Annotated in this window: 20 protein-coding genes and 1 pseudogene; 12 read left to right on the forward strand and 9 right to left on the reverse strand. The window is 62.1% G+C overall.

Annotated features, from left to right (window positions below; all coding sequences use genetic code 11):
- Positions 1 to 28: 28 nt before the first annotated feature.
- Complete coding sequence (gene dgoD / locus ACFHWW_RS18945) at positions 29 to 1177, reverse strand: galactonate dehydratase (protein ID WP_379940038.1); 1149 nt, start codon at positions 1175 to 1177, stop codon at positions 29 to 31.
- 56 nt (positions 1178 to 1233) lie between these two features.
- Positions 1234 to 2001 carry a FadR/GntR family transcriptional regulator gene (locus ACFHWW_RS18950; RefSeq protein ID WP_018098542.1) on the reverse strand — a complete coding sequence of 256 codons (768 nt, stop codon included), beginning with the start codon at positions 1999 to 2001 and terminating at the stop codon, positions 1234 to 1236.
- A gap of 190 nt (positions 2002 to 2191) precedes the next feature.
- Here ACFHWW_RS18950 and ACFHWW_RS18955 point away from each other — a divergent pair, with 190 nt between their 5' ends.
- The 12 genes from ACFHWW_RS18955 (at position 2192) to ACFHWW_RS19010 (ending at position 17486) form a co-directional block, all read left to right on the forward strand.
- Entirely contained in the window at positions 2192 to 3175 is a 984-nt protein-coding gene (locus ACFHWW_RS18955; protein ID WP_127711350.1) for an arabinose ABC transporter substrate-binding protein, read from the forward strand.
- A gap of 65 nt (positions 3176 to 3240) precedes the next feature.
- Positions 3241 to 4767 (forward strand): L-arabinose ABC transporter ATP-binding protein AraG, encoded by a 1527-nt coding sequence (gene araG / locus ACFHWW_RS18960; RefSeq protein WP_379940040.1) that lies wholly within the window; start codon positions 3241 to 3243, stop codon positions 4765 to 4767.
- Between the two features lie 2 nt (positions 4768 to 4769).
- On the forward strand, positions 4770 to 5723 hold the full coding sequence (gene araH / locus ACFHWW_RS18965; protein ID WP_018098539.1) for an L-arabinose ABC transporter permease AraH: 954 nt from the start codon (positions 4770 to 4772) through the stop codon (positions 5721 to 5723).
- A gap of 286 nt (positions 5724 to 6009) precedes the next feature.
- Positions 6010 to 7038, forward strand: coding sequence for a substrate-binding domain-containing protein (locus tag ACFHWW_RS18970; RefSeq protein ID WP_379940042.1), 1029 nt, complete (start codon positions 6010 to 6012; stop codon positions 7036 to 7038).
- A 66-nt stretch (positions 7039 to 7104) separates the two neighbouring features.
- Complete coding sequence (locus tag ACFHWW_RS18975) at positions 7105 to 8646, forward strand: sugar ABC transporter ATP-binding protein (protein WP_379940044.1); 1542 nt, start codon at positions 7105 to 7107, stop codon at positions 8644 to 8646.
- A 19-nt stretch (positions 8647 to 8665) separates the two neighbouring features.
- Entirely contained in the window at positions 8666 to 9658 is a 993-nt protein-coding gene (locus tag ACFHWW_RS18980; protein WP_379940046.1) for an ABC transporter permease, read from the forward strand.
- A gap of 1 nt (position 9659) precedes the next feature.
- Positions 9660 to 10664 carry a sugar-binding transcriptional regulator gene (locus ACFHWW_RS18985; protein ID WP_379940049.1) on the forward strand — a complete coding sequence of 335 codons (1005 nt, stop codon included), beginning with the start codon at positions 9660 to 9662 and terminating at the stop codon, positions 10662 to 10664.
- Positions 10661 to 11656 carry an aldo/keto reductase gene (locus ACFHWW_RS18990; RefSeq protein WP_379940051.1) on the forward strand — a complete coding sequence of 332 codons (996 nt, stop codon included), beginning with the start codon at positions 10661 to 10663 and terminating at the stop codon, positions 11654 to 11656. The genes ACFHWW_RS18985 and ACFHWW_RS18990 overlap by 4 nt, the downstream gene beginning before the upstream one ends.
- Positions 11657 to 11668: 12 nt before the next feature.
- Positions 11669 to 13402, forward strand: coding sequence for an FAD-dependent oxidoreductase (locus ACFHWW_RS18995; protein ID WP_379940053.1), 1734 nt, complete (start codon positions 11669 to 11671; stop codon positions 13400 to 13402).
- Between the two features lie 62 nt (positions 13403 to 13464).
- Complete coding sequence (locus tag ACFHWW_RS19000) at positions 13465 to 14307, forward strand: class I fructose-bisphosphate aldolase (protein ID WP_379940055.1); 843 nt, start codon at positions 13465 to 13467, stop codon at positions 14305 to 14307.
- A 30-nt stretch (positions 14308 to 14337) separates the two neighbouring features.
- A complete protein-coding gene (locus ACFHWW_RS19005) occupies positions 14338 to 15867 on the forward strand; it encodes an FGGY-family carbohydrate kinase (RefSeq protein WP_379940057.1) in 1530 nt (509 codons plus the stop codon).
- Positions 15868 to 15875: 8 nt separating this feature from the next.
- On the forward strand, positions 15876 to 17486 hold the full coding sequence (locus ACFHWW_RS19010; protein ID WP_379940256.1) for a GMC family oxidoreductase: 1611 nt from the start codon (positions 15876 to 15878) through the stop codon (positions 17484 to 17486).
- Positions 17487 to 17929: 443 nt separating this feature from the next.
- On the opposite strand, the gene ACFHWW_RS19015 is transcribed toward ACFHWW_RS19010, so the two are convergent.
- The 7 genes and pseudogenes from ACFHWW_RS19015 to ACFHWW_RS19045 form a co-directional block, all read right to left on the reverse strand.
- Positions 17930 to 18175 (reverse strand): DUF1127 domain-containing protein, encoded by a 246-nt coding sequence (locus ACFHWW_RS19015; RefSeq protein WP_102762682.1) that lies wholly within the window; start codon positions 18173 to 18175, stop codon positions 17930 to 17932.
- An 849-nt stretch (positions 18176 to 19024) separates the two neighbouring features.
- Entirely contained in the window at positions 19025 to 19462 is a 438-nt protein-coding gene (locus tag ACFHWW_RS19020; RefSeq protein ID WP_379940059.1) for a VOC family protein, read from the reverse strand.
- Positions 19463 to 19530: 68 nt separating this feature from the next.
- Positions 19531 to 19869: pseudogene (locus ACFHWW_RS19025) on the reverse strand (GXWXG domain-containing protein); the annotation flags it as partial.
- Positions 19856 to 20734: a hypothetical protein gene (locus tag ACFHWW_RS19030; protein WP_379940061.1), complete on the reverse strand. Its 879-nt coding sequence runs from the start codon at positions 20732 to 20734 to the stop codon at positions 19856 to 19858. The pseudogene ACFHWW_RS19025 and the gene ACFHWW_RS19030, both read right to left, overlap by 14 nt.
- Before the next feature lie 132 nt (positions 20735 to 20866).
- Positions 20867 to 21175, reverse strand: coding sequence for a hypothetical protein (locus ACFHWW_RS19035; protein WP_379940063.1), 309 nt, complete (start codon positions 21173 to 21175; stop codon positions 20867 to 20869).
- A 347-nt stretch (positions 21176 to 21522) separates the two neighbouring features.
- Positions 21523 to 22923 (reverse strand): carbohydrate ABC transporter permease, encoded by a 1401-nt coding sequence (locus ACFHWW_RS19040; protein ID WP_379940065.1) that lies wholly within the window; start codon positions 22921 to 22923, stop codon positions 21523 to 21525.
- Positions 22920 to 24008, reverse strand: a complete 1089-nt coding sequence (locus ACFHWW_RS19045) for a carbohydrate ABC transporter permease (RefSeq protein WP_379940067.1) — start codon at positions 24006 to 24008, stop codon at positions 22920 to 22922. Before ACFHWW_RS19045 ends, ACFHWW_RS19040 begins: the two co-directional genes overlap by 4 nt.
- Between the last annotated feature and the right edge of the window lie 15 nt (positions 24009 to 24023).

Below are 24023 nucleotides of genomic sequence, written 5' to 3' on the forward strand. Positions count from 1 at the left end.
CTGCCTCCCTTCGATCCGCGTATAGTCTTCACCACTCGGCAACACTGCCGTCCGAATGGCGCCAGATCGGATTGCGCCAGCGATGCCCCTCCTTCGCGCGTTCGATCACATAGGCCTCGTCCACCTCGATGCCGAGACCGGGCCCCTGCGGAATGGAAACGAAGCCGTCTTCGTAAGCGAAGACCTCCTTGTTGGAGATGTAGTCGAGGATGTCGTTCGCCTCGTTGTAGTGGATGCCGAGGCTCTGCTCCTGGATGAAGGCGTTATAGCTAACGGCATCGACCTGCAGGCAGGCGGCAAGCGCAATCGGCCCCAGAGGGCAGTGCGGCGCCAGAGCCACGTCGTAGGCCTCGGCCATGGCGGCGATCTTGCGGCATTCGGTGATCCCGCCGGCGTGGGAAAGATCCGGTTGAATGATGTCGACGAAGCCGTCCGAGAGAACCGATTTGAAGTCCCAGCGCGAATAGAGCCTTTCGCCGAGTGCGATCGGCGTCGAGCAATGATTGGCGATTTCCCTCAGGGCTTCGCGGTTCTCGGAAAGCACGGGCTCCTCGATGAACATCAGCTTGAACTGCTCCAGTTCCTTGGCGAGTACCTTCGCCATCGGACGGTGGACCCGCCCATGGAAATCGACGCCAATGCCGATATGGGGGCCGATCGCATCGCGGATCAGCCCTATCGTCTCCACCGCCTTGTCGATCTTATCGTTGGTGTCGACGATCTGCATCTCCTCGCAGCCGTTGAGCTTGATCGCCTTGAAGCCGCGGGCGACCACCTCGCGCGCATTGTTCGCGACATCGCTCGGGCGGTCGCCGCCGATCCAGGAATAGACCTTGATCCTGTCGCGGCACTGGCCGCCGAGCAGAGAGTGGACGGGCTGACCGAGCGCCTTGCCCTTGATGTCCCAAAGCGCCTGGTCGATGCCGGCAAGCGCACTCATATGGATGGCGCCGCCGCGGTAGAACCCGCCGCGATAAAGGACGTTCCAATGGTCCTCGATCAAGAAGGGGTCCTTGCCCACGAGATAGTCCGAAAGCTCGTGAACGGCAGCTTCGACCGTCAAAGCGCGCCCCTCGACCACGGGCTCTCCCCACCCCACGACACCCTCATCGGTTTCGATCTTGAGAAACAGCCAGCGCGGCGGAACGATATAGGTGGTCAGCTTCGTGATTTTCATGAAATGCGTCCAATCTGAATAGGGATATGGCGATCCGAACGGCGTCTATGTTGCGGTCAGCCTTGCGGCGAACGCCGCTCGACGGCGACGGCAAGATCACGTGCGGCGAGGTCCAGCAACTGATCCGAACAGTTGCGCGCCGCCGCCGTGTCGCGCATCCGCAGCGCTTCGACCAACTGCCTGTGGATTTCCACGGCGTCGCCGCAAGTGTCCGCAGCCTCGTTCGAGGCTTGCAGAGAGAATTTGAGGCCGGCCTGGATGATGCTCGCCAGCTGCTGAAACACCTGATTGTGGCTCGCCTTCAGGAGCGATTCGTGGAAGGCGACGTCCGCCGCAGTGAACTTCACGATGTCGCCTTCGGCGTCCCTCATCTGCTGCCAGGCGCGCTCGATCGCAGCGATTTCCTGCACCGTCGCGCGCGCGGCAGCCAGCTCCGCCGCAACCGGCTCGATTGCACGGCGCGCTTCCAGAATACAGTTCAGAAGATCGAACTGAAAAATCCGGTCGCCGATCCACTCCAGGACCTGTTGGTCGAGAATGTTCCACTCGTCCTTGCTGCAGACGACGGTGCCGACGCGCGAACGCCCGCGCACAAGGCCCTTCGATTCGAGAATCTTCAGCGATTCCCGAATCACCGTGCGGCTGACGCCGTAGCGCTCGCACAGGTCGTTCTCCCGCGGCAGGAAACTGCCTGCCGGATAGTCGTCGCCGCAGATCTCGGCGGCGATCGCCCGCGTCACATCCTTCTGGACACGGGGCCGGCGGGAAGGCGCGCCGCTCGGTTCCATCGATTGATCCTGTTGTCCTTGCACCGAAATCTCCATGCGCGGGCCGCTATTTTCCTGGGACTTGAAGCGATGCTTATCGCAATTGAGCCGAAGTGACGACCCTTCGTGCAGCACGCATTATCAGACACGCGATTATCATTCATCATACACGTCCAATTGACAAGTATGATCTTTCCATCATACACAAATGCGGCTGCTGGGAGCAGTTCGAACAGGGAGAGAAATCATGCGCTTTATCAAAGCCGTCGCTTTGGCCGGCACCGTCGCGATTCTTGCTGCAACATCCGCCTTCGCCGCCGATGTGAAGATCGGCTTCATCGTGAAGCAGCCGGAGGAGCCGTGGTTCCAGGACGAATGGAAATTCGCCGACGAAGCGGCCAAGGAAAAGGGCTTCACGCTCGTCAAGATCGGCGCCCAGGATGGCGAAAAGGTCCAGTCGGCCATCGACAATCTCGGCGCCCAGGGCGCGCAGGGCTTCATCGTCTGCACGCCGGATGTGAAGCTCGGCCCAGGCATCGTCGCCAAGGCGGCAGCCAACGACCTCAAGTTGATGACGGTCGACGATCGGCTGGTCAACGCCGACGGCAGCCCGATCGAGGACGTTCCGCATATGGGCATCTCCGCCACCAAGATCGGCGAGACCGTGGGCGAGGCGATCGTCGCGGAGATCAAGAAGCGCGGCTGGGACATGAAGGAAGTCGGCGCGATCCGCGTTTCCTACGACCAGCTCCCGACCGCCGTGGACCGGGTTGACGGCGCGCTCTCCGTTCTGAAGGCGAACGGCTTCCCCGAAGCCAACATCTTCGACGCGCCGCAGGCAAAGACGGACACCGAAGCCGCTCTCAATGCCGCGACAGTCGTTCTCAACAAGAATGCGGGGATCAAGAAGTGGATCGCCGTCGGCCTTAACGACGAAGCCGTGCTTGGTGCAGTGCGTGCCACCGAGACGGTCGGCATCCCCGCAGACAGCATGATCGGCATCGGCATCGGCGGCGCGGACTCCGCGATCAACGAGTTCAAGAAGCCTTCCGCGACGGGCTTCTACGGCACCGTCATCATCTCGCCGAAACGCCACGGCTACGAGACGGCCCTCAACATGTACGAGTGGATCGCCAACGGCAAGGAACCGGAAAAACTGATCCTGACCGCCGGCCAGCTCGCGCTGCGCGACAACTATGAGGCCGTCCGCAAGGAACTCGGCATCGAGTGAGCCCTGCCCCGACTGAAACGAGCCCGGTGTCGCCAAGCGCCGGGCGTCCTTCCCGGAGCGCTGCAATGCAGGACTTTCTGGAATTCCAATCGATTTCAAAAGGCTATCCCGGCGTTCAGGCGCTGTCGGAGGTCTCCTTCTCTGTACGCAAGGGCGCGGTTCACGGGCTGATGGGAGAAAACGGAGCCGGGAAGTCCACCTTGATACGGGTGCTCTCCGGAGACCAGGCGGCCGATACCGGCGAGATCCGCATCGACGGCGAGCCGCAGCACTATCGTTCCGTACGCGATGCCTTCAACGCGGGCGTCATCGTCATCCATCAGGAACTGCAGCTCGTACCGGAGCTGACGGTCGCCGAAAACCTTTGGCTCGGCCGCTTCCCCGGCAATGCCGGCGTCATCGACCGTCGACAATTGGTTCGCGTCGTCTCCGACAGGCTTAAAGAAATCGGTATCGACGTCGATCCCGAGGCGAAGGTTGCATCCCTGTCGATCGGCGAGCGGCAGATGGTCGAGATAGCCAAAGCGGTGATGACCGACGCTCGCGTGATTGCCTTGGACGAGCCCACCTCTTCGCTCTCCTCGCGAGAAAGCGAAATCCTCTTCGCCCTGATCGAAAGATTGCGGTCGAACGGCACGGTCATCCTCTATGTCTCGCATCGGCTGGACGAAATCTTCCGCCTGTGCGACAGCCTGACCGTGCTGAGAGATGGCCGGCTCGCAGCCCATCATTCGGACATTTCGAAAGTCGGCCGCGAGCAGATCATCGCCGAGATGGTCGGGCGCGGAATTTCGAACATCTGGGGTTGGCGCGCCCGGACGCTCGGAGCTGCGAGGCTTTCGGTCGAAGGCGTTTCCGGGACCACCCTGCCCCAACCGATCAGCTTTGCCGTCCGCGCCGGCGAGATTCTCGGCTTCTTCGGCTTGATCGGCGCGGGCCGCAGCGAAATGGCCCGTTTGATCTATGGCGCCGATCGCCGGCGGCAGGGCAAGGTTCTGGTGGACAGCGTCGCCGTACCGGCGAACAGCCCGCGACTGTCGATCCGTGCCGGCGTCGTTCTGTGCCCGGAAGACAGGAAGTCCGATGGCATCGTGCACGGGCGCTCGATCGAGGAGAACATGGCGATCTCCTCCCGCCGTCATTTCTCGCCCTTCGGGGTTGTCGACAAGCGTAAGGAGGCGGACCTTGCCGAGCGTTTCATCGCGAAGCTGCGGGTGCGCACGCCCTCGCGCCACCAGGACATCGTCAACCTTTCCGGCGGAAACCAGCAGAAGGTGATCCTTGGCCGCTGGCTGTCGGAAGAGGGCGTCAAGGTGCTTCTGATCGACGAGCCGACCCGCGGCATCGATGTCGGCGCGAAATCGGAAATATACGAGATTCTTTACGAGCTTGCGGCTCAAGGCATGGCGATCGTCGTCATTTCGAGCGAACTGCCCGAAGTCATGGGGATTGCGGACCGCATTCTCGTGATGTGCGAGGGTCGGATCGCGGCCGAAATCGACCGGAGCGATTTTGACGAACACCGGATACTCGCAGCAGCACTTCCGGATGCCTCAGCCACGACGGCCACTCTTCCCGAACAGGTAAGCTGACCATGACGACTTCCTTGAAAAAAATTCTTCTCGGCGAACAGGGCCTGCTGGTGATCTTTGCCGCCGCCTTCGTGGTGGTGTCTCTGACGGTTCCGAACTTCCTCACCGAGCGCAACATGCTCGGCTTGCTGCAATCGGTGGTGACCATCGGCGTCGTCGCCTGCACCATGATGTTCTGCCTGGCATCACGCGACTTCGATCTTTCGGTCGGCTCTACCGTAGCCTTCTCGGGAATGGTTGCCGTAATGGCGTCGAACGCGACGGGCTCGATCGTGCTCGGCCTTCTGGCGGCTCTTGCCTGCGGTGGGATCGTTGGTCTCGCGAACGGCATCGTGATCGCCCGTTTCCGCATCAATGCGCTCATAACGACGCTGGCGACGATGCAGATCGTACGCGGCTTCGCCTTGATTGCTTCGGACGGCCGTGCCGTCGGGATCAACGATCCGGCATTCTACCAGCTCTCTCTGTCGAAGTTCCTGACGGTACCCACGCCGATCTGGGTGATGGCCCTCTTTTTCATCGTGTTCGGTTTCCTGCTCAACCGGACCGTCTTCGGCAAGAACACCCTTGCGATCGGCGGCAACCCGGAGGCCTCGCGGCTGGCCGGCGTCGACGTTGCGCGAATGCGCATCTGGATCTTCGCCCTGCAGGGGCTGGTATGTGCGGTAGCAGGGGTGCTACTCGCCTCGCGCATCACTTCGGGTCAGCCGAATGCGGCCACCGGGCTCGAACTCTCGGTGATTTCCGCCTGCGTTCTCGGCGGCGTCTCGCTTGCCGGCGGCCGGGCGACCATGACCGGGGTCGTCGTCGGCGTTCTGATCATGGGTATTGCCGAGAATGTCATGAACCTGCTTAACATCCAGGCCTTCTACCAGTATGTGGTGCGTGGTCTCATCCTGCTGATTGCGGTCCTCCTCGACAATATGCGCTCTGTCGCCGGCAGGCCGCGAGGGTGATTTCCGGCACGAAGGACGCAGGTCCCTCGGTTCTCAATCCTTAGTCCTCTCCCTGTCACAGAAATCATGCCAGCCCAAACCCTTGGGCTGGCTTTACGCGTTTCGCCGCAGCGCCTGCCTTGGTGAAATATATTTCACATATAGAAATATATTGACATACTTCCTTTCCTAGCGTTACCTGCCTCTACCGGACTTCGAGGAGGAAGAACGGATTTCACGAACACAGCGGCCGCCTTTGGCGCGCCGACGCGCTTTTTGGGAGGGGCTTCGGCCTCGAGGAGGACTCTTGCGCAATTTTCTCAGCACGACCGCGATGGCGGTCCTCGCAACCACGCTTCTTGCCGGCACGGGTGCCGCCGCGACGGACAACCCGTTCCGCTGCAAGCCGGGCGAAAAATACGTCATGAACGTGATGGTGTCGGGCGTCGAATACTGGTTCCCGGTCTACGAGATGTTCAAGCAGGCCGGCCAGCAGTTCGGCTGCGAGACGGAATACACCGGAACGCCGGAATATGACGTCAACAAGCAGATCGCCAGCTTCGACCAAGCCTTGGCGCAGAACCCGGCCGGCATTCTGGTTCATCCGATGAATTCGGATCCGTTTATCGAGCCTATCAACCGGGCGACCGACCAGGGCACGGCGGTCGTGACCTTCGCCGCGGATTCTCCCCTGTCGAAGCGCGTTTCCTACATCACCTCCGACAACACACGCGAAGGCGTCTACGCCGCCGACAAGATCGCCGAAAAGCTCGGGGGCAAGGGTGAATATGCGGTGCTCGAAAATCCCGGCCAGGACAATCACGACAAGCGCATCGCAGCCTTTATCGCCCGCATGGAGGAGAAATGGCCCGACATGAAGCTCGTCGGGCGGGCCGCTTCCAACCAGGACCCTAACAAAGCCTATCAGGGACTCACGAGCCTCATCCAGGCCAACCCCAATCTCGGTGCCGTGTTCATGCCCGAGGCAAATTCGGCGATCGGCGCGGCGCAGGCGAACAAGGAAACGGGCGGCAAGGTCCTCGTCATGTGCGCCGACGTCAACGCCAATATTCTCGACATGATCAAGGCGGGCGAGGTCTTCGGCTCGATCAACCCCAATCAGGGCATGCAGGGCTATATGGGGTTCCTGCTGCTCTGGCTCGCCAAGCACCCGGAGCTCATCGACCCGATGAACGACGCCAAGCGATCCGGCTTCAATCCGATGAGCATCCCCGTCGTCGACAACGGGCTCTCGATCGTCACGGCCGATAACGCCGACGATTTCTACTGGGACAAGTACCTGAAACGCCGCGGTACCAAGGGCATTGAGGAATAAGATCGCATGGGCGGCCGCCCGGGTCCTTGCTCCGGGCGGCCGACGAGGCGGGAGGGGAAAATCGCGATGACGTCAGAGACCGTGCTGGAGATCCGCAATGTCAGCAAGCATTTCGGCGCCGTGAAGGCGTTGACAGGCGTAGACTTTCGGCTCGAACGAGGCGAAGTTCACGCGCTTTGCGGCGAGAACGGCGCCGGCAAGTCGACACTGATGAACGTCATTGCCGGCGTGCTGCACCCGTCGGACGGGGAAGTCCTCATCGAAGGCGCACCCGTGAAGATTGCCTCGCCCGCAGTCGCACAGTCGCTCGGCATCGGCCTGGTGCATCAGGAGATCGCGCTTTGCCCCGACGCGACAATTGCCGAAAACATGTTCATGGCGGCGACGAACCGCCGACGCTCGGCTTTGATGAACTACGCTCAGCTGGAGCGCGACGCGCAGGCCGTAATGAATCGTCTGGCCCAGATCGACGTCAGCCGGAAGGTCGGCGACCTGCCGATCTCCAGTCAGCAGCTCGTCGAGATTGCCAAGGCGCTGACGCTCGATTGCCGCGTGCTTATCTTTGACGAGCCGACGGCGGCGCTGACAGAGACCGAAGCGCAGGTGCTCTTCGGCATCATCCGCGATCTCAGGGCGCGCGGCATCTCGATCATCTATATCAGCCACCGCATGGCAGAGGTGTTCGATCTCTGCGACCGGGTGACCGTCTTGCGCGACGGGCGCTATGTTGCGACGGAAAAGATAGCGGACGTCACTCCTGACGATGTCGTCCGACTGATGGTCGGCCGCGAGATCAGCCAGCTTTATCCGGACAAGCCGCATCCCTCCGAACGCCTGGGCGAACCGATTCTTTCAGTCCGCGATCTCGGCGATGACGCACGCTTCCGCAACGTCAGCTTCGTGCTCCGCCACGGCGAAATTCTCGGCGTGGGTGGCCTGATCGGCTCCGGGCGGACGGAAATTGCCGAGGGCATCTGCGCACTGCGACCGGTGACGCAAGGCGAAATCCGGCTGCATGACCAGGTGCTTCGTCTGCGGCGCTATTCCGACGCGGCCAAAGCCGGCGTCGTCTATCTTTCGGAGGACCGGAAGGGATCCGGCGTTTTCCTCGATCTCTCGATCGCCCAGAACATTGCCGCACTCGATCTGAAGGCATTGACCTCACTTGGCCTGCTCAACTCCCGCAAGGAAAGAGTGCTCGCCGAGGACCTGACCCGCAGGCTTGGTGTCCGGATGGGCGGCGTCGACATGCCGGTCTCCTCGCTATCGGGCGGCAACCAGCAGAAGGTGGCGATCGCTAAGCAGCTGGCCGTCGATCCAAAGGTGATCCTGATGGACGAGCCGACTCGCGGCATCGATGTCGGCGCCAAATCGGAAATCCACCGCCTGCTGCGCGAGCTTGCCCATGCCGGCATCGGCATTCTGGTCATCTCGTCCGAACTGCCGGAGCTGATCGGCCTTTGCGACCGCGTCCTGGTGGTGCGCGAAGGACGGATCGCAGGCGAGGTATCGGGCGACGAAATGACCGAGGAGGCGATCATGCGGCTTGCGTCCGGCATCGGCTCGGCAAGCGAAACCAACTTGAAGGCATCCGGGCATGCTGCCTGAAGAAGCGGGAGACAGGACTATGGCAGTCGATACATTGGCGGTCGCGGGAAAAACGCGCAGGCCGGCATGGAAGCGGATCGGCACGATGCGCGAGGCCGGACTGATTGCGATCATCCTTTCGCTCTCGGTGATCATGAGCTTCGCCTCGCCGCATTTCCTGACGCTTGGCAATTTCCGGGCAATGCTCATGTCCTTCTCGGTCGAGGGCATCGTCGTCGTCGGCATGACGATCCTGCTGATCGTCGGCGGCATCGATCTTTCGGTCGGCTCCGTCGTCTGCTTCTCGATGGTGCTCTCCGGCTCGCTCTTCCTGATCGGCGTCGATCCCTGGACGGCATCGCTCGTCGGAATTGCCGCCAGTGCCGCCATCGGCTGCATCATGGGCTTCTTCGTCACCGTGGTCGGGCTCAACCACTTCATCACATCGCTTGCGGCCATGGTGATCGTTCGCGGTCTCTGCCTCGTCATCACCAAGGGCACGCCGCTTTCGCTCTTCACCTTGCCGCCGGCATTCAAGGCGGTCGGCCAGAGTACCCTCTTCGGGGTTCCCTATGTGATCCTGATCTTCATCGCCGTCGTCGCCGCCTTCGATTTCCTGCTGCGCCGGGCAACCGCCTTCCGCAAGGTCTTCTACACCGGCAGCAACGAGAAGGCCGCGCTCTACTCCGGCATCAAGACGAAGGAGGTCAAATTCTGGGTGACGGTGCTTTGCGCGACGCTTTCCGGCGTGGCGGGGACGATCTACATGTCACGCTTCGGCGCGGCGACGCCGACCTTCGGGGTGGGCATGGAGCTCAACATCATCGCCGCGGCGGTGATCGGCGGCGCCTCGCTGAATGGCGGCTCGGGCACGATCCTCGGTGCCATCCTCGGCATCGCCCTGCTCTCCGTCGTCACGAGCTCGCTGATCCTGCTCGACGTTTCGGTGTACTGGCAGGATATGATCAAGGGCTGCATACTGCTCGCCGCCGTTTCGATCGATCACTTGCTGCACAAGCGGAAGGCTCTCTGACATGGCGAACGCCAAACCGAAATCACAATCCGCCCCGCGCGAAGAAATCGTCATCGCCAGGCAGATGCATCAAGCCCTGGTGCTGCACTTCCTGGAGGGTTTGACACAGGCGCAGATCGCCGACCAGCTCGGGATCTCGCATGCGACCGTCAACCGCCTCATCAAGCGTGGGCGCCAGCTTGGCCTCGTCGAGATCAAGATCAAGTCGCCGGTCGAGCCATTGGTGGAAATCGAAGAACAACTGCTGGCGCTCGGAGGCATCCGCCGCGCGGTCGTCGTGCCGACGGTCTCGGACAATCCCCAGATCGCCCTGCATTCGGTCGGCGAAGCCGCGGCACGGCTCATGCTCGAACAGATCGCCGACGGAGACACGATCTGCATCACCGGCGGCAAGGGGGTGAGCGCCGTGGTTGCCGGCTTGCAGCCGTCGCGCCGCTTCGATATCGAGGTTATTCCCGCGACCGGCTGCGTTCAAGGCAAGCACTATACCGACGTCAACCACGTCGCCACCCTGATGGCAGACCGGCTCGGCGGGCATTCCTTCCAGATACACGCGCCGCTCTTCGCCGACAGCGAAGCGGAACGGAAAATGCTGCTCGGCATGCGCTCGGTCGCCGACGTCTTCAAGCGGGCGCGCGACGCGAAGATCGCCGTGGTCGGCATCGGCTCCATCCTTTCGGACGATTCCAGCTACTACGACCTGCACCCCTCCTCCAGCACCGATCGCGAAGCGATCGAGCAATCCGGCGCCTCCTGCGAACTGCTGGCGCATCTGCTCGACGATTGCGGGCGCGTCTGCGGCTACGGGCTCAATCGGCGTCTGGTTTCGCTGACGCTCTCCGAATTCGCTTCGATCCCAACGAAGATCGGTGTCGCAAGCGGGCCCAGCAAAGCGGGGCCGATCTTAAGCGTCATGCGCGGCAATCATCTGGACACGCTCGTCACGGATCAGGCGACGGGAGCGCGCATTCTCGAACTGGCCAAGGAAGGCGGAGAGCGTTCATGAATGGACAACAAATCATGCGGGAGATCGGCCGCTCCGGGGTCGCAGCCTCAGCGGTCGGCCTCGGCACCTGGGCAATCGGCGGCTGGATGTGGGGCGGTACGGACGAACGGGAATCGGTCGCCGCCATCCATGCCTCCCTGGATGCAGGCGTGACGCTGATCGACACGGCACCCGCCTATGGTCTCGGGCGGGCGGAAGAGATCGTCGGCAAGGCGCTTTCCGGGCGCCGCGACAAGGCGGTGATCGCAACGAAGTGCGGCCTCGTCTGGCACACACGGCAGGGCAGTCACTTCTTCGACGAGAACGGCAGGCCCGTCCATCGCCATCTCGGCCGAGAATCGATATTCCACGAGGTGGAACAGAGCCTCAGACGGCTCGCCACCGACTATATCGACCTCTACATCACCCATTGGCAGGACCCGACGACGCCGATCGAGGAAACCATGCGGGCGCTCGAGGACCTGCGCGCCGCCGGCAAGATCCGGGCGATCGGCGCCAGCAATGTCAACCTGGAAGAACTCGAAATCTATGTGAAGATCGGCGGTCTAGATGCGATCCAGGAACGGTTCAGCATGCTCGACCGGGAGATCGAAGCGCAACTCCTGCCGGTCACGACGGCAAACGGCGTGGCGACGCTCAGCTATTCGTCTCTCGCTCTGGGCCTTCTCTCCGGCTCGATCGGGCCGGAACGCGTCTTTTCCGGTGACGACCAGCGCAGGGACAATCCGCGTTTCTCCGTCGCAAACCGGGAGAAGGTCACGCGCTTCGCCGAAGCGATAAGGCCGATCGCGCAAGAGCACGAGGCATCGATCGCCCAGATCGTCATCGCCTGGACCCTGGCGCAACCCGGCATCACCTTCGCGCTTTGCGGCGCGCGTAATCCCGTCCAGGCGCTCGACAATGCAAGAGCCGGCACGATCCGGCTCAGCGCGGAGCACCTCTCGACGGTCGAGGCGGCAATAGCGGCTGAGCTGGCGAATATGGACAGGTAACGGAACCGCCCCATGACAAGGACAGAGATTTTGGACGGGCTCCGCCGGAGCCCGAAGGTGGACGTCTGCGTCCTTGGCGGCGGCATTAACGGGCTCAGCGTCTTTCGCGAGCTCGCGCTGCAGGGGCTACGCGTCCTGCTCGTCGAGAAGCACGATTACTGCTCGGGCGCGAGTGCTGCGCTGTCGCGCATGGTGCATGGCGGCCTGCGCTACCTCGAAAACGGCGAGTTCACGCTGGTGAAGGAGTCGCTCGTGGAGCGCGACCGGCTTCTCAGGAACGCGCCGCACCTCGTGGCGCCACTTGCGACGACGGTTCCCGTCTTCGACATCTTCTCCGGCCTCGCCAATGGGATCGTTCGCCTTCTCGGCTTGAGCCGCCGGCCGAGCCGCCGCGGGGCCATCGCGATCAAGGCCGGACTTTCGATCTACGACTTGCTGACGCGCAAGCGGGCACTGATGCCGCGCCACCGGTTCCGCGGCCGTCGTGCGACGCTGGCGAAATGGCCGGCGCTCAACCCGAAGATACGCAGTTCCGCCACCTATTACGATGCCTGGGTGAGCCACCCCGAGCGGATCGGCATGGAGCTGTTGCGGGACGGGCTGTCCGCCTCGAGCGAGGCGGCGGCGCTGAACTATGCCGAGCTTCGCCGAAACGAGGCCGGCAAATACATCATCGCCGACGGCATCGATGGGGTCGGCGTCGAAATCGAGCCCAGTCTGATCGTCAACGCGACCGGCGGTTGGATCGACATCACCAATGGCGCGCTGTTGCCGCCGGATCAGCCCTCGACCCCGCTGATGGGCGGCACGAAGGGATCGCATCTCATCATCGACAATATGGATCTGCGCGACGCGCTCGGCGATCACATGATCTATTACGAGAACGAGGACGGCCGCATCTGCATCCTCTTTCCCTATTTCGGCAAGGTGCTGGTCGGTTCGACCGACATCCGGGTCGACGATCCCGGGACGGTCAAGTGCGAGGAAGAGGAGCGCGATTACATCCTGCAGTCGCTGGCCTTCGTCTTGCCTGGTATCGAGATCGGGCAGGAGGAAATCGTCTTCCAGTTCTCCGGCGTGCGACCGCTGCCCGCCAGCAGCGACAGTTTCACCGGCCGCATCCCGCGCGACCATTTCTGCACCACGATCGAGAGCGCCGGCACGCCGGTACTGTGCATGATCGGCGGCAAGTGGACGACCTTTCGCTCCTTCGGCGAACTTGCAGCCGATACTGCGCTGGAACGCCTCGGCCTTTCACGCCGCGTCTCGACGGCTGACCGCGCCATCGGCGGAGGGCGGGGATTTCCGGCCGATCGCGAAAGCTGGATTGCCGCCTTGGCCGCTCGCTGCGGCCTGCCACCGCCGCACGTCGCCGAATTGTTCTCCCGCTACGGAACGGAGGCGGAGGCGCTGGCGGCTTTCATAGGCCAGGGAAGCGATGCCGTGATCCCGGGCGCCGCTCATACGATGCGGGAACTTCTGTTCCTGATCCGCAACGAGGCGGTCGAGCATCTGGACGATCTGCTCTTGCGCCGCACGACGCTCGCGATTTCGGGCACGCTCTCGCTCGCCATTCTCGACGCTGCGCTCGAACTGCTGACGGAGGAGAAGGCGTGGTCCGAGGCGCGCCGCCTGAGTGAGCGGAACCGGTGCCTGGCGCTCCTGCGAGACCGGCACGGGGTCGACGAGAAAGCCCTTGCAACCCGAATGCCGTCCCCATTGGCGAAGGCCGTCGCGGCGAGTTGATACCGCAATTTGCGGTGGCCCCGACCCAGGCTGCCGCGCAACCTTCGACGAAGGAGAAAAGCATGAGAATCAATAGCAAGGTGCGGATGAACCGCCTGTTCAACGGCGGACGCTGCCTCGACGTGGCGATCGATCACGGCGTCTGCAACGAGCCATCCTTCCTGGGCGGACTCGAGAACATGGAGTCCGTGGTGAAGACACTCACCGCAGCGGCGCCCGACGCGATCCAGATGAACTACGGCCAGGCCGATCTGCTGCAGGATCTGCCCGGAAAGGACAAGCCGGCGCTCGTCATGCGCATCGACATGGGCAATCCCTATAACCGCGTCCGCCATCGCGACATGTGGGCGGTGCTGCAAAACGAGGCCGAGCCGCTGATTGGGGCGCTGGCCATGGATGCGGCCTGCGTCGTCGTCAACCTGTTCATGCTGCCGGACGAACCGGATCTTTTCCGCCAATGCGTGCAGAACATCGCCCGCGTCCGGGCCGATTGCGACAAATACGGCATGCCACTGATGATAGAGCCGCTCGTCATGCAGCCGGTTACCGAGGATGGCGGCTACATGGTGGACGGCGATGCCGACAAGATCGTCACGCTGACACGGCTTGCCCGGGAGATGGGCGCCGATATCGTCAAGGCGGACCCGACCACCGATGCGGACGAATTCCACCGGGTGGTCGAAGCGGCGCGTTGCCCGGTTCTCGTTCGCGGCGGCGGCAAGGAGGATCTGAGATCCGTCTTCGACAAGTCGGCGGCCTTGATGAAGCAGGGCGCGATGGGCATGGTCTACGGGCGCAATGTCTATCAGCACTCCAATCCGAATGCCGTGGTGCGCGGATTGATGGCGATCGTTCACGACAATGCGAGCGGCGAAGAGGCTTTTGCGCTGTATCGTCAAGGTTGATCGGATATCGGACCTTGGGAGGGGTTCAGCATGGGAGATTATCTTTTGGGCCTAGATGCCGGCAACACCATCATCAAGGCGGTGATCTTCGACCGGCAGGGTAAGGAAATCGCTTCGGCCGCGGCGGAAGGGCACAGCCGGATGCCGTTCCCAGGCCATGTCGAGCGCAGCCTGGACGAGCTATGGGAGAATGCCCGCCGGGTCATCCGCACATGTGTCGATGAGGCCGGGATCGACGGCAGCGAAATCGCCGCCATCGGCTGCGCCGGCCATGGCAACGGGCTCTACGCGCTCGACCATGAGGGGCGTCCGCTTCTCGGCATACAGTCGCTCGACACCCGGGCGGCGGCGCTTGTTGAAGAGTGGAGGTCGGAAGGTGTCGGCGACCGGACCTATCCGATCGGTCAGCAACGGCCCTGGCCTTCGCAGACCCCCACTCTTCTCGCCTGGCTGAAACGACATCGGCCGGAGGTCTTCGCCAGCATCGGCACGGTCTTTCTCTGCAAGGATTTCATCGTCAACCGGCTGACGGGCGCGCGCGTCAGCGACGTCTCGGACATGACCGGCTGCGGTTTGCTCAACGTCGCCGGCCGGCACTACGACCGGGAACTCATGGCAGCTTACGGGCTCTCCGAAACGATTGACCTCCTGCCGCCGCTGGTGGAAAGCGCCGACGTCGCCGGTCGCATCACCGAAGCGGCCGCAGCCGAGACGGGGCTTGCCGCCGGAACGCCGGTGGTCGGCGGGCTCTTCGACGTGGTCGCCTCGGCGATCGGCTCGGGGGTCACCCGCACCGGGGCAGCTTCCATCATCGCCGGGACCTGGAGCATCAATCAGGTGATCATCGAAAGCCCGGAGCTCGAGGGACCGGTGTTCATGTCCTCCACCTTCGACCGCGACCGCTATATGGCGATCGAGTCCAGCGCGACCTCCGCCGCAAACCTCGAATGGCTGGTGCGGGAGTTCTTTTCCGAGGTGCGCTCCGATGGGCGCTCGCCCTTCGACCTCTGCTGCGAGCTCGCCTCCTCAAGCGATCCGGCCTCCGACGACCCCATCTACCACCCCTATCTCTACGGCGCCCAGCAGGACGGCAGCGCGCGCGCCGGGTTCTATGGGATCGCCGGCTGGCACACGAAAGGCCACCTCGTGCGCGCGGTACTCGAAGGCGTGGCTTTCGGTCACCGCCAGCACATAGAGACGATGCGCAAAGCAGGTGCGGCCTTCGACGAGGCGATACTCTCCGGCGGCGGTTCGCGCAGTCTCATATGGCCGCAGATATTCGCCGACGTCCTCGGCGTCCCAGTCTCCGTGGCCCGCTCGCGTGAGACGGGCGCCCTGGGGGCGGCAATCGCAGCCGGCACCGGCGTCGGCATTTTCTCCGACTTCGCCGAGGGTGCGGCCGCGATGGTGAGAACCGAACGGCACTATCGCCCGAACAGGGCGCTGGAGGCCCATTATGCCCGGCGATACCCGCTTTACAGGGACATCGCGGACGCCATGACGCCGATCTGGCGACGGCTTTCGGCAATGCAGGCCATCACGGCGGGAGTTGCGGCGTGAACGCGAATATGAACGAGACGATCGCCGATGCGGGCAGTTACGATTTCATCGTCATCGGCGCCGGCTCCGCGGGCTGCGTCCTTGCCAACCGCCTTTCCGCCGACCCGAAAAACCGGGTCCTGCTGCTCGAAGCCGGCGGCAGCGACCGTTATCACTGGGTGCATGTGCCGATCGGCTATCTCTACTGCATGGGCAATCCGCGCACCGACTGGATGATGAGGACGGCCGCGGAACCCGGTCTCAACGGCCGCAGCCTCCCCTATCCTCGCGGCAAGCTGCTCGGCGGCTGCTCTTCCATCAACGGCATGATCTATATGCGTGGGCAGGCGGCCGACTACGACGGCTGGCGCCAGGCCGGTAATACCGGCTGGGGCTGGGACGATGTTTTGCCCTATTTCCTGAAGTCGGAGGACAACTTCCGCGGCAAGTCGCCGTTGCATGGCGCCGGCGGGGAATGGCGAGTCGAACGCCAGCGTCTGTCTTGGCCGATCCTTGATGCCTTTCGCGATGCGGCCGAAGAGCTCGGCATTCCGAAGACTGAGGATTTCAACACCGGCGATAACGAGGGATCCGGCTATTTCGAGGTGAACCAGCGCGGCGGCCTGCGCTGGAACACGACCAAGGCGTTCCTGCGCCCCGCGATGAAGCGGCCGAACCTTCGGGTGCTGACGGGCGCCGAGACCGAGCGTCTGATCTTCGACGGGCGCCGGACGAAGGGCGTGCGCTTCCGGTCGGACGGCCGCATCCACGTGGCGCGCGCCACGCGCGAGGTCATCCTCTCTGCGGGCGCGATCAACTCGCCGAAAATCCTCGAACTCTCCGGGGTGGGCCGACCGGACGTCGTCTCGGCAGCCGGCGTGCAGGTCGTCCACCACCTCCCCGGGGTTGGCGAGAACCTGCAGGATCATCTTCAGATCCGCACCGTATTCCGGATCGAAGGCGCGAAGACGCTGAACCAGCTCTATCACAGCATTTTTTCCCGCATGGGAATGGGCTTCGAATACATGCTGAGGCGTTCCGGTCCGCTGTCGATGGCACCGAGCCAACTCGGCATATTCGCGAAAAGCAGCCCCTCTGTCGCAACCGCCGACCTCGAATACCATATCCAGCCGCTGAGCACCGACCGATTGGGAGAGCCGCTCCACAGCTACCCGGCCGTCACGGTCTCGGTCTGCAATCTGAGGCCGGAAAGCCGGGGGAGCGTGCATGTCACGACAACGCAATCATCCGCCGCGCCCGACATCCGGCCGAACTATCTGTCCACTGCCGGCGACCGGCTGCTTGCGGCACGGGCGATCCGCCACGCTCGCAATCTCATGGCGACGAAGGCCATTGCAAGATTCAAGCCGACGGAAATACTGCCCGGCGCGGGGTTCCAAAGCGAGGATGAACTTGTCCGCCGGGCCGGCGACATCGCGACGACGATCTTCCACCCGGTGGGAACCTGCAAGATGGGCAGCGACCCAATGGCAGTGGTGGATTCTTCGCTGAAAGTCCACGGGATTATTGGCTTGCGCGTCGTCGACGCGTCGATCATGCCGGCCATCGTCTCTGGCAACACCAATTCACCTGTCATCATGATTGCGGAAAAGGCGGCGGAGGCGATCCTCCGCCACTAATCTAAGACTAGATCACGATTTCGAAACTCAGGACGAAACCGCACGCGGCGTCCTCATCCACCCCAAGTGACGGGCCTCGGGGTGGATGATGCATCCTGGAAATCGACCCTCGAACGTGAGCGTGGGCCGTCCAACTCCAAAAGGCGCTAGAACTGACCGGCGACGTGGCGGCGCGGGCCCGGATTGATCCTGCTTCAATGGTTTAGTGCGAGGCATTGTGCTCATCGTGCTGGGCTGCTGGACTATGCCGCCAGCGTCGATACCCGTCCCTCGGAAGCTGGCGGTTCAGTTCAGTGTTCTTCGCCACGCGGTACTTCGCGTCATCGGCAAGGGCCGGAGCGGCGACGAAGAGGATCGCTGTGGGACAGAGCGCTGGAGAGAAGGTGTGTGTTCATGGTCATTCTCAATAGTTTCGATGTGAGAGACGGTGGCATTCGGCCGCTTCACTCGCTTTTGCGGCGTTTGCAGGCTCGTCCAGATTTGACGAGGTATTCAATTTCGAAACGCGTCACGCCGATGTCCTTGAGGATGTAATCCGGCATTTCCTGCAGAGCGCACCCGCGTGCACGACCGCTTTGTCGGCGACGGTGGATTGCCTGGGCCACCTGTGCCACGCAGCTCGAGAAGGCTGTGCCTAGTGCCGTGGTCAAAAAGGGCGACGGATTGGTGTTGAAGGAGGTCTTAGACATGGTGCTTCCCTCTTGGTCTGAGTGTCGGCCTGTCGGTGGACACTCACCAATGCGGCTGTTGCGTCGGAGCCACCGCCTTGTTGTTCCAGATGTGGTGGCAAAGGCTCGTCCAGCCCGCGTGCCATCGTCGTTCAGCCCGCACGAGCCATCCATTTGTTACTGGTACCCGGTCTGAGCCTCTGCGGCAGTTCCGGAAGTAACAGGAACCAGCGTTGGCGCCCCCCTCAGCAGCGCACGAACCGCGCATCCGTGGGTGTTCAGACCCGGTAGACGCGCCGGTGCGCGCCGGAGATTTGATTTTTCTTTGATCAAGCCCACGCATGGAGAGCATATGCAAAAATATACTTCCTTACCGTGCCAGTAGGGCAGGCTCTTGAGCACATCTGAGGGAAGATTGGTGTGAAAAAGCAGATCCAATTCAAACCCGAGACATGACTTCAGGGCGTAGTCAAAGACGCCAGAGTGGCCGTCTGCCTGCCACAACCATGCTCAGTTTCGCCAGTGCCCACCGCTGCCGCACATCGAGAGTATAAGGGCTAGGCGCCCAGGCACCTCAGGCCGATGAATAAAGGACTGCTTGCAATCTTTCGCCCCTCAAGCCCCAACGAGTAAGCGATCTTCTGTAACGGGCTTTGCGTCAATACCTTGTAAGTTCGATCCCTCGCCGAGTGCTCGCTTCTGTTGGGGTGGACGGCCCCCGCACGGCATCGAAATGTGCCAGAGTGAGTCGTTGTGAACTCAAGCAAAGAGGATCTCGGCCAGCAGGTGATTGTCCAAGACGTTACCGGCGCCGGCGGCAATCTCGGCGCCGCCTTGGCAAAGCGCTGCACCATACTTCTGACATGTTGCTCAGCCGAGTTCTTGGGCGAGTCCGATGAGAAGCCCTTCCGGCCCACGGATGTAGCAGAGCCGATAGACGTCTTCATAGTCGACGACTTCGCCTACGAGCTGCGCGCCGCGGCTGCGAAGCCTGTCCAGCGTCTCGTTGATGTCGTCGACGGTGAACATGACGCGGAGGTAGCCGAGAGAGTTGACCGGGGCGTTCCGGTGATCCGCGACGACAGATGGCCTGAGGAAGCGGGAGAGCTCTAGCCGGCTGTGTCCATCAGGGGTGCGCATCATGGCAATTTCGACATGCTGATCGCCCAGCCCAGTAACACGTCCCGCCCATTCTCCTTCGATCGTGGCCTGCCCTTCGAGCTCGAGGCCGAGCTCGCGAAAGAACTCAATCGTCCCTTCGAGATCTTCGACGACGATTCCGACGTTGTCCATCCGCTTGAGCGCCATGTTTCCAATCTCCCGGGTGTCGTTCCAACCTACAAGGTATCGCCTGGTCTAACAACGGACACTTGAAGTGCCCGAAGACGGCGCTCAAGATATGAAAACAGGTTTCCCGCGACCCGCGTCCTGCCGACTTGGTGGAAACGCAGCGTCAGGCCAAGCGGTATCCACCTTGTATCGATGGCGATCAGGCGGCGCTCGCCTGAGCGAAACAGCAAGGCGTCCGCGCGCATGTCCGAGTTGAAGCGCTTGCCGAACCAGTCGAAATTTTCCATCACACCGTCGAACGAATGGCCGGCCGGAATGCTACGCCCTTTTCATAGGCCGACGAGTTCGCGCGGCTCGATCGGCGGCAGGCTTTGGAACGCCTCAAGCGCTCTCCTCTGGTCTTTCAGCGGATCAGTTGTCCTTATGCTGGCGCTTTTTGACCCGCCGTCTGGATCTGGCGTTGCGGCGCGCGTCTTGTAACTCCTCGAGCGTCGGCATCCACCAGCCGCGATTCAGTTCGTGCTGTTCCGGTGGCGTCCGCGACGGCCAAGTTGCCACTAGTTCGTCCAGCGAGCCCGGCCGCCACGACGCCCAGACATACTCCTCGCCATCCACTGCGGGAAAGTAGAATGCGCTGACCGTGGTGGGGTCCGCCAGTTCTCCGTCAGTGCCGATAAAGAACACGACGCCGACATGCGTGCCGATCGCGCGATCCAAGGGCGGGGCGTCATTGCTGGGAGCCGGGTAGCGCTTCCGCCGCCGCTCCCTTGTCCTGGCTCTGCGTGCTTCGTCCTGCTCGGTCCCCTCGATCGCCTCGCGCCGCGCCCGCCTTGCTTCCGGCTCATTGCGCTCGGCGGCCGCCTCGATTGCCGGCCAGCGTTGCCGGAGTTCTTCAAATGAGCGGTAGGGCACCGTCCAGAGGCGGCGATCGGCGTCCCAACGCGCGTGGGGAATTTCGCGGATTTCGTTGACCACGGTCCGTGAATAGGGCGTCCGGATCTGGAGGGTTGCCGGTGCCGCCTCAAGGTAGCGGCTTTCGATCGGCTCGAAGGCAAAGACGTCCCGACCCTTCTCGTCGGCGAATCTATCTTCTTCAGCCTCCATCTCGGCCAGCCATAGGCCGATCCGCTTCTCGGCGGTACGGCCCGGTACGAACCAGGCATTGAGGCGATCGCTCCACCTGGCGCGCGGGAACGCCTCCCGAAACCGCGCGACCGTTATCCGGTCGTGTGGCAACTCGGTCGTTGCACCCTCACGCGGGCGTGGTTCGGATGTGTCCTTTCGTTCCATATCACATCGCCTGGCAGCCACGCTTCAGAGATCACCCTGTCCGCCTTGATCTGACATGCGTCTCGCCGCTCGGTTCGCTAGTCTTCTTGAAATCCCGTATGGCGCTGTATTTTGCAAGATTGTTGGCCATGCTCAGCGGCTCGACACACGGATGGCGCCGGCATCTCCAAGACTGCGCCGGACGGCGGTGACCTGGCTGGACGCGATATCGGCCGAGACCTCGATCTCGCCTGCGAGCGGCGCGTCTCGACGGGCGCCCCCGTCATGAGAGGCATCCCCGCCCGAGGGCCTCGCACCCGCAGTGTTCCGGTCGCTTCCCGACTGAACGAAGATATCGGGCCTCGAAATCCCGTGCTGCTGGACCAGATGCTCGACTGCCAGATCGGCTGCTTCGCGTGTTTCGAACGTGGCCCGGATTGTCGTGGTGCTGTCGTCCGCCATTGGCTGTTCTCCTGATGTTAAACTCACGGGATGAAGAACGCCTCCGGCGGCTGGTAGTTTCGCTTGCGGCGCCCCTTCCGGAAATAACCGTCTGCCGCCTTCGTTCCGGCCGAAATACCTGCACTTTGACCGAACCGGACTGAACGACAGCAAGCAAAGGAGACGATATTGAGCGAATCGGGTTCGAGCAATGCGGAGCGGAAGCTGGAGCTGACAAGCCGGATTGTCGGAGCCTATCTAAGTCGCAATGCGGTTCCTGCCCGCCTATGCTTGCCGCCGTCTGAGACTGCGCTGTGTCAGACTATCCGGCCTGGACGATCTCTCCGGGTAGCCACCAAACCGGGAGTTTATGTGACGCCCTTAGTAAACTGAGTGGGGACAATGTGCCGCTGGAAGAGCACGAAAAGGATGAGGACCGGCACGACCGAGAGGAACGCACCTGCCAGAACGAGGCCCCAATCGCCCTGCACACCCCCAAACGAACGACGTAGGCTGAGGAGCCCGACTTGGACCGTCAGCGCTTCAGGTGGGCTGGTGATAAGGACAAGGGGCCAAAAGAAGTCGTTCCAAGCGCCTTGAAAGGCGAGAATCGCGTTGACCAACAAAGCCGGCTTGGCGTTTGGCAGAACGATCTTCCAAAAGACCTGAAAACGGTTAGCGCCATCGACGATGGCAGCTTCCTCTATCTCTCTTGGGAACCCCTCGAAAAACTGCTTCATTAACAGGACATTGGCCGAGGCGACGAAAACAACGATTACGCTCCAGGGGGTATTTAGAAGCGACAGGTCCCGGAAAATCAAATAGTTTGAGACGAAGGTCACTTGCGCCGGAATCGTCATTGAGAAGATCAGTGCTGCGAACAGTAGCCGGCTGCCCCTGAACTTGAGCCGCGCGAGCGCATATCCGGCAAGGCTGGCGACGACGAGCGTCAGGACCAGGCGCCCGGTAGCGATGGCAAGACTATTGACCAGCCAGCTTCCGAACAGGCTCTTCCCTGTCTGCAGGTCAGCCGTCTCGTTTATAACTCGCCGGTAGTTGTTGAAGATCAACCCGAGAGCGCCTGGTGTGATGTTGTCCCAACTCAGCAGACGTCCACGACGCTCGGATCGCGATGGCGAAATCGGACTGTCGATAAGCGTTTGAGAAGGCGGAGCGGTCAGATTGAGCGGCGTGCGTTCGATCCGCGGCCCGTTCCGGCGGTCGGTACGGTAGGCGATCTCATAGACGAATGTTCGAGTCTGCCACACTCGCCGAATGCCGCTTTCGTCATGAACCTCCATCGTTGCCGAACTGGAACTTTTCAGGGCAATTGACGCATAATCCGCCGCATAATGCCGCATGAGCGCAGCGGCGATGCCCGAGCCCGGGCGGCGGCGAGGAACCTCGGCTCTGGGTTCAACAATCGTAGCATCGGCGGGTGCCGCGTACGTCACGCTGAAATCAACTTTGGCGCCAGGAGCAAGTCCTCCCCACAAAGCGTCACCCGCACCCTCCTGTCCCAAGCGAGCGGCGGCGATCCATGCGGCCGGATTGAGCTGATCGAAATAGATGCGGAACGGTCTCTCGAGTGGATCGACTTTCAAGCTCGCTATAAAGGCAAGAACGAACATCCCCCCCATCACGGTCGCGACGGCAAGAAAGGCCAGATATAGCCAGGCGCTCGCCGCAAGCTGCCGCCGGCGAAGCGCGCCAGCCGGTAAACGGCGGCGCAAGGGAGGGACTTTAGCAGCCGGCGTGCTCGCCATCATTCGCCCTTTTCCTTCACGCCGAGCGATTTTTGCACGTAGACGGCTGTGATTGTAAGGATGCCAAGGACGAGGGCCGCAGCACTTGCCATACCGATTCTCGAAGAGGCGCCTGCGGGAAAGGCGTTCTCATAAACGTAGTAGGCAAGCGTTACTCGACTTGCGAGGGGAGCCGCATCTCCTAAAATCGCAACCTGGTCAAACATTTGTAGGGTACCAATGACGCCCATCGTCACGACGGCAAAGGTTACCGGCCTGAGCGCCGGCACGGTTATGTGGCGAAATCGCTGGAAAGCGTTGGCTCCGTCGACCTCAGCCGCATCGTATAAGCTGCTCGGGATTGACTGCAGGCCTGCCAGGAACAACAGCATCAGCGTCGGGACCGTCGTAAAAACGTTCATCAACGCCACGGACCACAGCGTGACCGGCATGAAAAGGAAATGGCGCTGCGTATTTAGCCAGGAAATAGGCAGATTGTTGTCGAAAACAGACAGCAATCCCGCGAGGGCACAGGAAACAGCAAGCGCCAGCGCGCCTACGGCGGCGACGAGCAGAAAGAATGGATCGAAGATCGAAACACCTTCGTAGTTGCGTCGCGCGTTGAGAACCAGGGCGCCGTGCAGCGCAGCCATGCCCACGAGGAACGACAGAATGTGCCCGCGATAAGTAAGCACGACGCTGACAATCGCGGTCATGAAGCCATCTCCCTGAAAAAGCCAGAGAAAGATAAGCGTCATGGCCGCACTGGACATGATCGATGGCAGGTAAAACACCGTACGAATGAGCCCCCTCGCCCGCACGGCATGATTCACGAGAACCGCCAGGGCAAGCGCAAGCATGCTCTGGACTGTTGTGACGATGAGCGAGAAGCCGATCGTGTTGCGCAGGGCGATAAGGAAAAGTTCATCGGAGACGAGTGCAGTGTAATTGGACAGCCCGACGAAGCCCGGTCCCTTGAACAAGTCGAAATCGGTAAAGCTGTAGCAGGCTGTCCGGACGATCGCGTAGACGAAAAACAGCGCCATCGAGATTGTAAAGGGCAATACGAAGAGCCAGCCGCTCCTCTCTTCCGAACCTGCTCGCGACATGCATCCCCTCCCGCA

Origin of the sequence: Sinorhizobium sp. P24N7, assembly GCF_042436655.1 — a bacterium.
Taxonomy (GTDB): Bacteria; Pseudomonadota; Alphaproteobacteria; order Rhizobiales; family Rhizobiaceae; genus Sinorhizobium; species Sinorhizobium meliloti_A.

Bases quoted from the DNA above. Each gene is read 5' to 3' on its own strand.
- dgoD (WP_379940038.1), bottom strand. From the start codon at position 1,177: ATGAAAATCACGAAGCTGACCACCTATATCGTTCCGCCGCGCTGGCTG.
- ACFHWW_RS19005 (WP_379940057.1), top strand. From the start codon at position 14,338: ATGGGAGATTATCTTTTGGGCCTAGATGCCGGCAACACCATCATCAAG.
- ACFHWW_RS18975 (WP_379940044.1), top strand. From the start codon at position 7,105: ATGACGTCAGAGACCGTGCTGGAGATCCGCAATGTCAGCAAGCATTTC.
- ACFHWW_RS19040 (WP_379940065.1), bottom strand. From the start codon at position 22,923: ATGATGGCGAGCACGCCGGCTGCTAAAGTCCCTCCCTTGCGCCGCCGT.
- araG (WP_379940040.1), top strand. From the start codon at position 3,241: ATGCAGGACTTTCTGGAATTCCAATCGATTTCAAAAGGCTATCCCGGC.
- ACFHWW_RS18980 (WP_379940046.1), top strand. From the start codon at position 8,666: ATGGCAGTCGATACATTGGCGGTCGCGGGAAAAACGCGCAGGCCGGCA.
- ACFHWW_RS18950 (WP_018098542.1), bottom strand. From the start codon at position 2,001: ATGGAGATTTCGGTGCAAGGACAACAGGATCAATCGATGGAACCGAGC.
- ACFHWW_RS18955 (WP_127711350.1), top strand. From the start codon at position 2,192: ATGCGCTTTATCAAAGCCGTCGCTTTGGCCGGCACCGTCGCGATTCTT.
- ACFHWW_RS18985 (WP_379940049.1), top strand. From the start codon at position 9,660: ATGGCGAACGCCAAACCGAAATCACAATCCGCCCCGCGCGAAGAAATC.
- ACFHWW_RS19045 (WP_379940067.1), bottom strand. From the start codon at position 24,008: ATGTCGCGAGCAGGTTCGGAAGAGAGGAGCGGCTGGCTCTTCGTATTG.
- ACFHWW_RS18995 (WP_379940053.1), top strand. From the start codon at position 11,669: ATGACAAGGACAGAGATTTTGGACGGGCTCCGCCGGAGCCCGAAGGTG.
- ACFHWW_RS19010 (WP_379940256.1), top strand. From the start codon at position 15,876: ATGAACGAGACGATCGCCGATGCGGGCAGTTACGATTTCATCGTCATC.
- araH (WP_018098539.1), top strand. From the start codon at position 4,770: ATGACGACTTCCTTGAAAAAAATTCTTCTCGGCGAACAGGGCCTGCTG.
- ACFHWW_RS19020 (WP_379940059.1), bottom strand. From the start codon at position 19,462: ATGGCGCTCAAGCGGATGGACAACGTCGGAATCGTCGTCGAAGATCTC.
- ACFHWW_RS19000 (WP_379940055.1), top strand. From the start codon at position 13,465: ATGAGAATCAATAGCAAGGTGCGGATGAACCGCCTGTTCAACGGCGGA.
- ACFHWW_RS19035 (WP_379940063.1), bottom strand. From the start codon at position 21,175: ATGGCGGACGACAGCACCACGACAATCCGGGCCACGTTCGAAACACGC.
- ACFHWW_RS19015 (WP_102762682.1), bottom strand. From the start codon at position 18,175: ATGTCTAAGACCTCCTTCAACACCAATCCGTCGCCCTTTTTGACCACG.
- ACFHWW_RS19030 (WP_379940061.1), bottom strand. From the start codon at position 20,734: ATGGAACGAAAGGACACATCCGAACCACGCCCGCGTGAGGGTGCAACG.
- ACFHWW_RS18990 (WP_379940051.1), top strand. From the start codon at position 10,661: ATGAATGGACAACAAATCATGCGGGAGATCGGCCGCTCCGGGGTCGCA.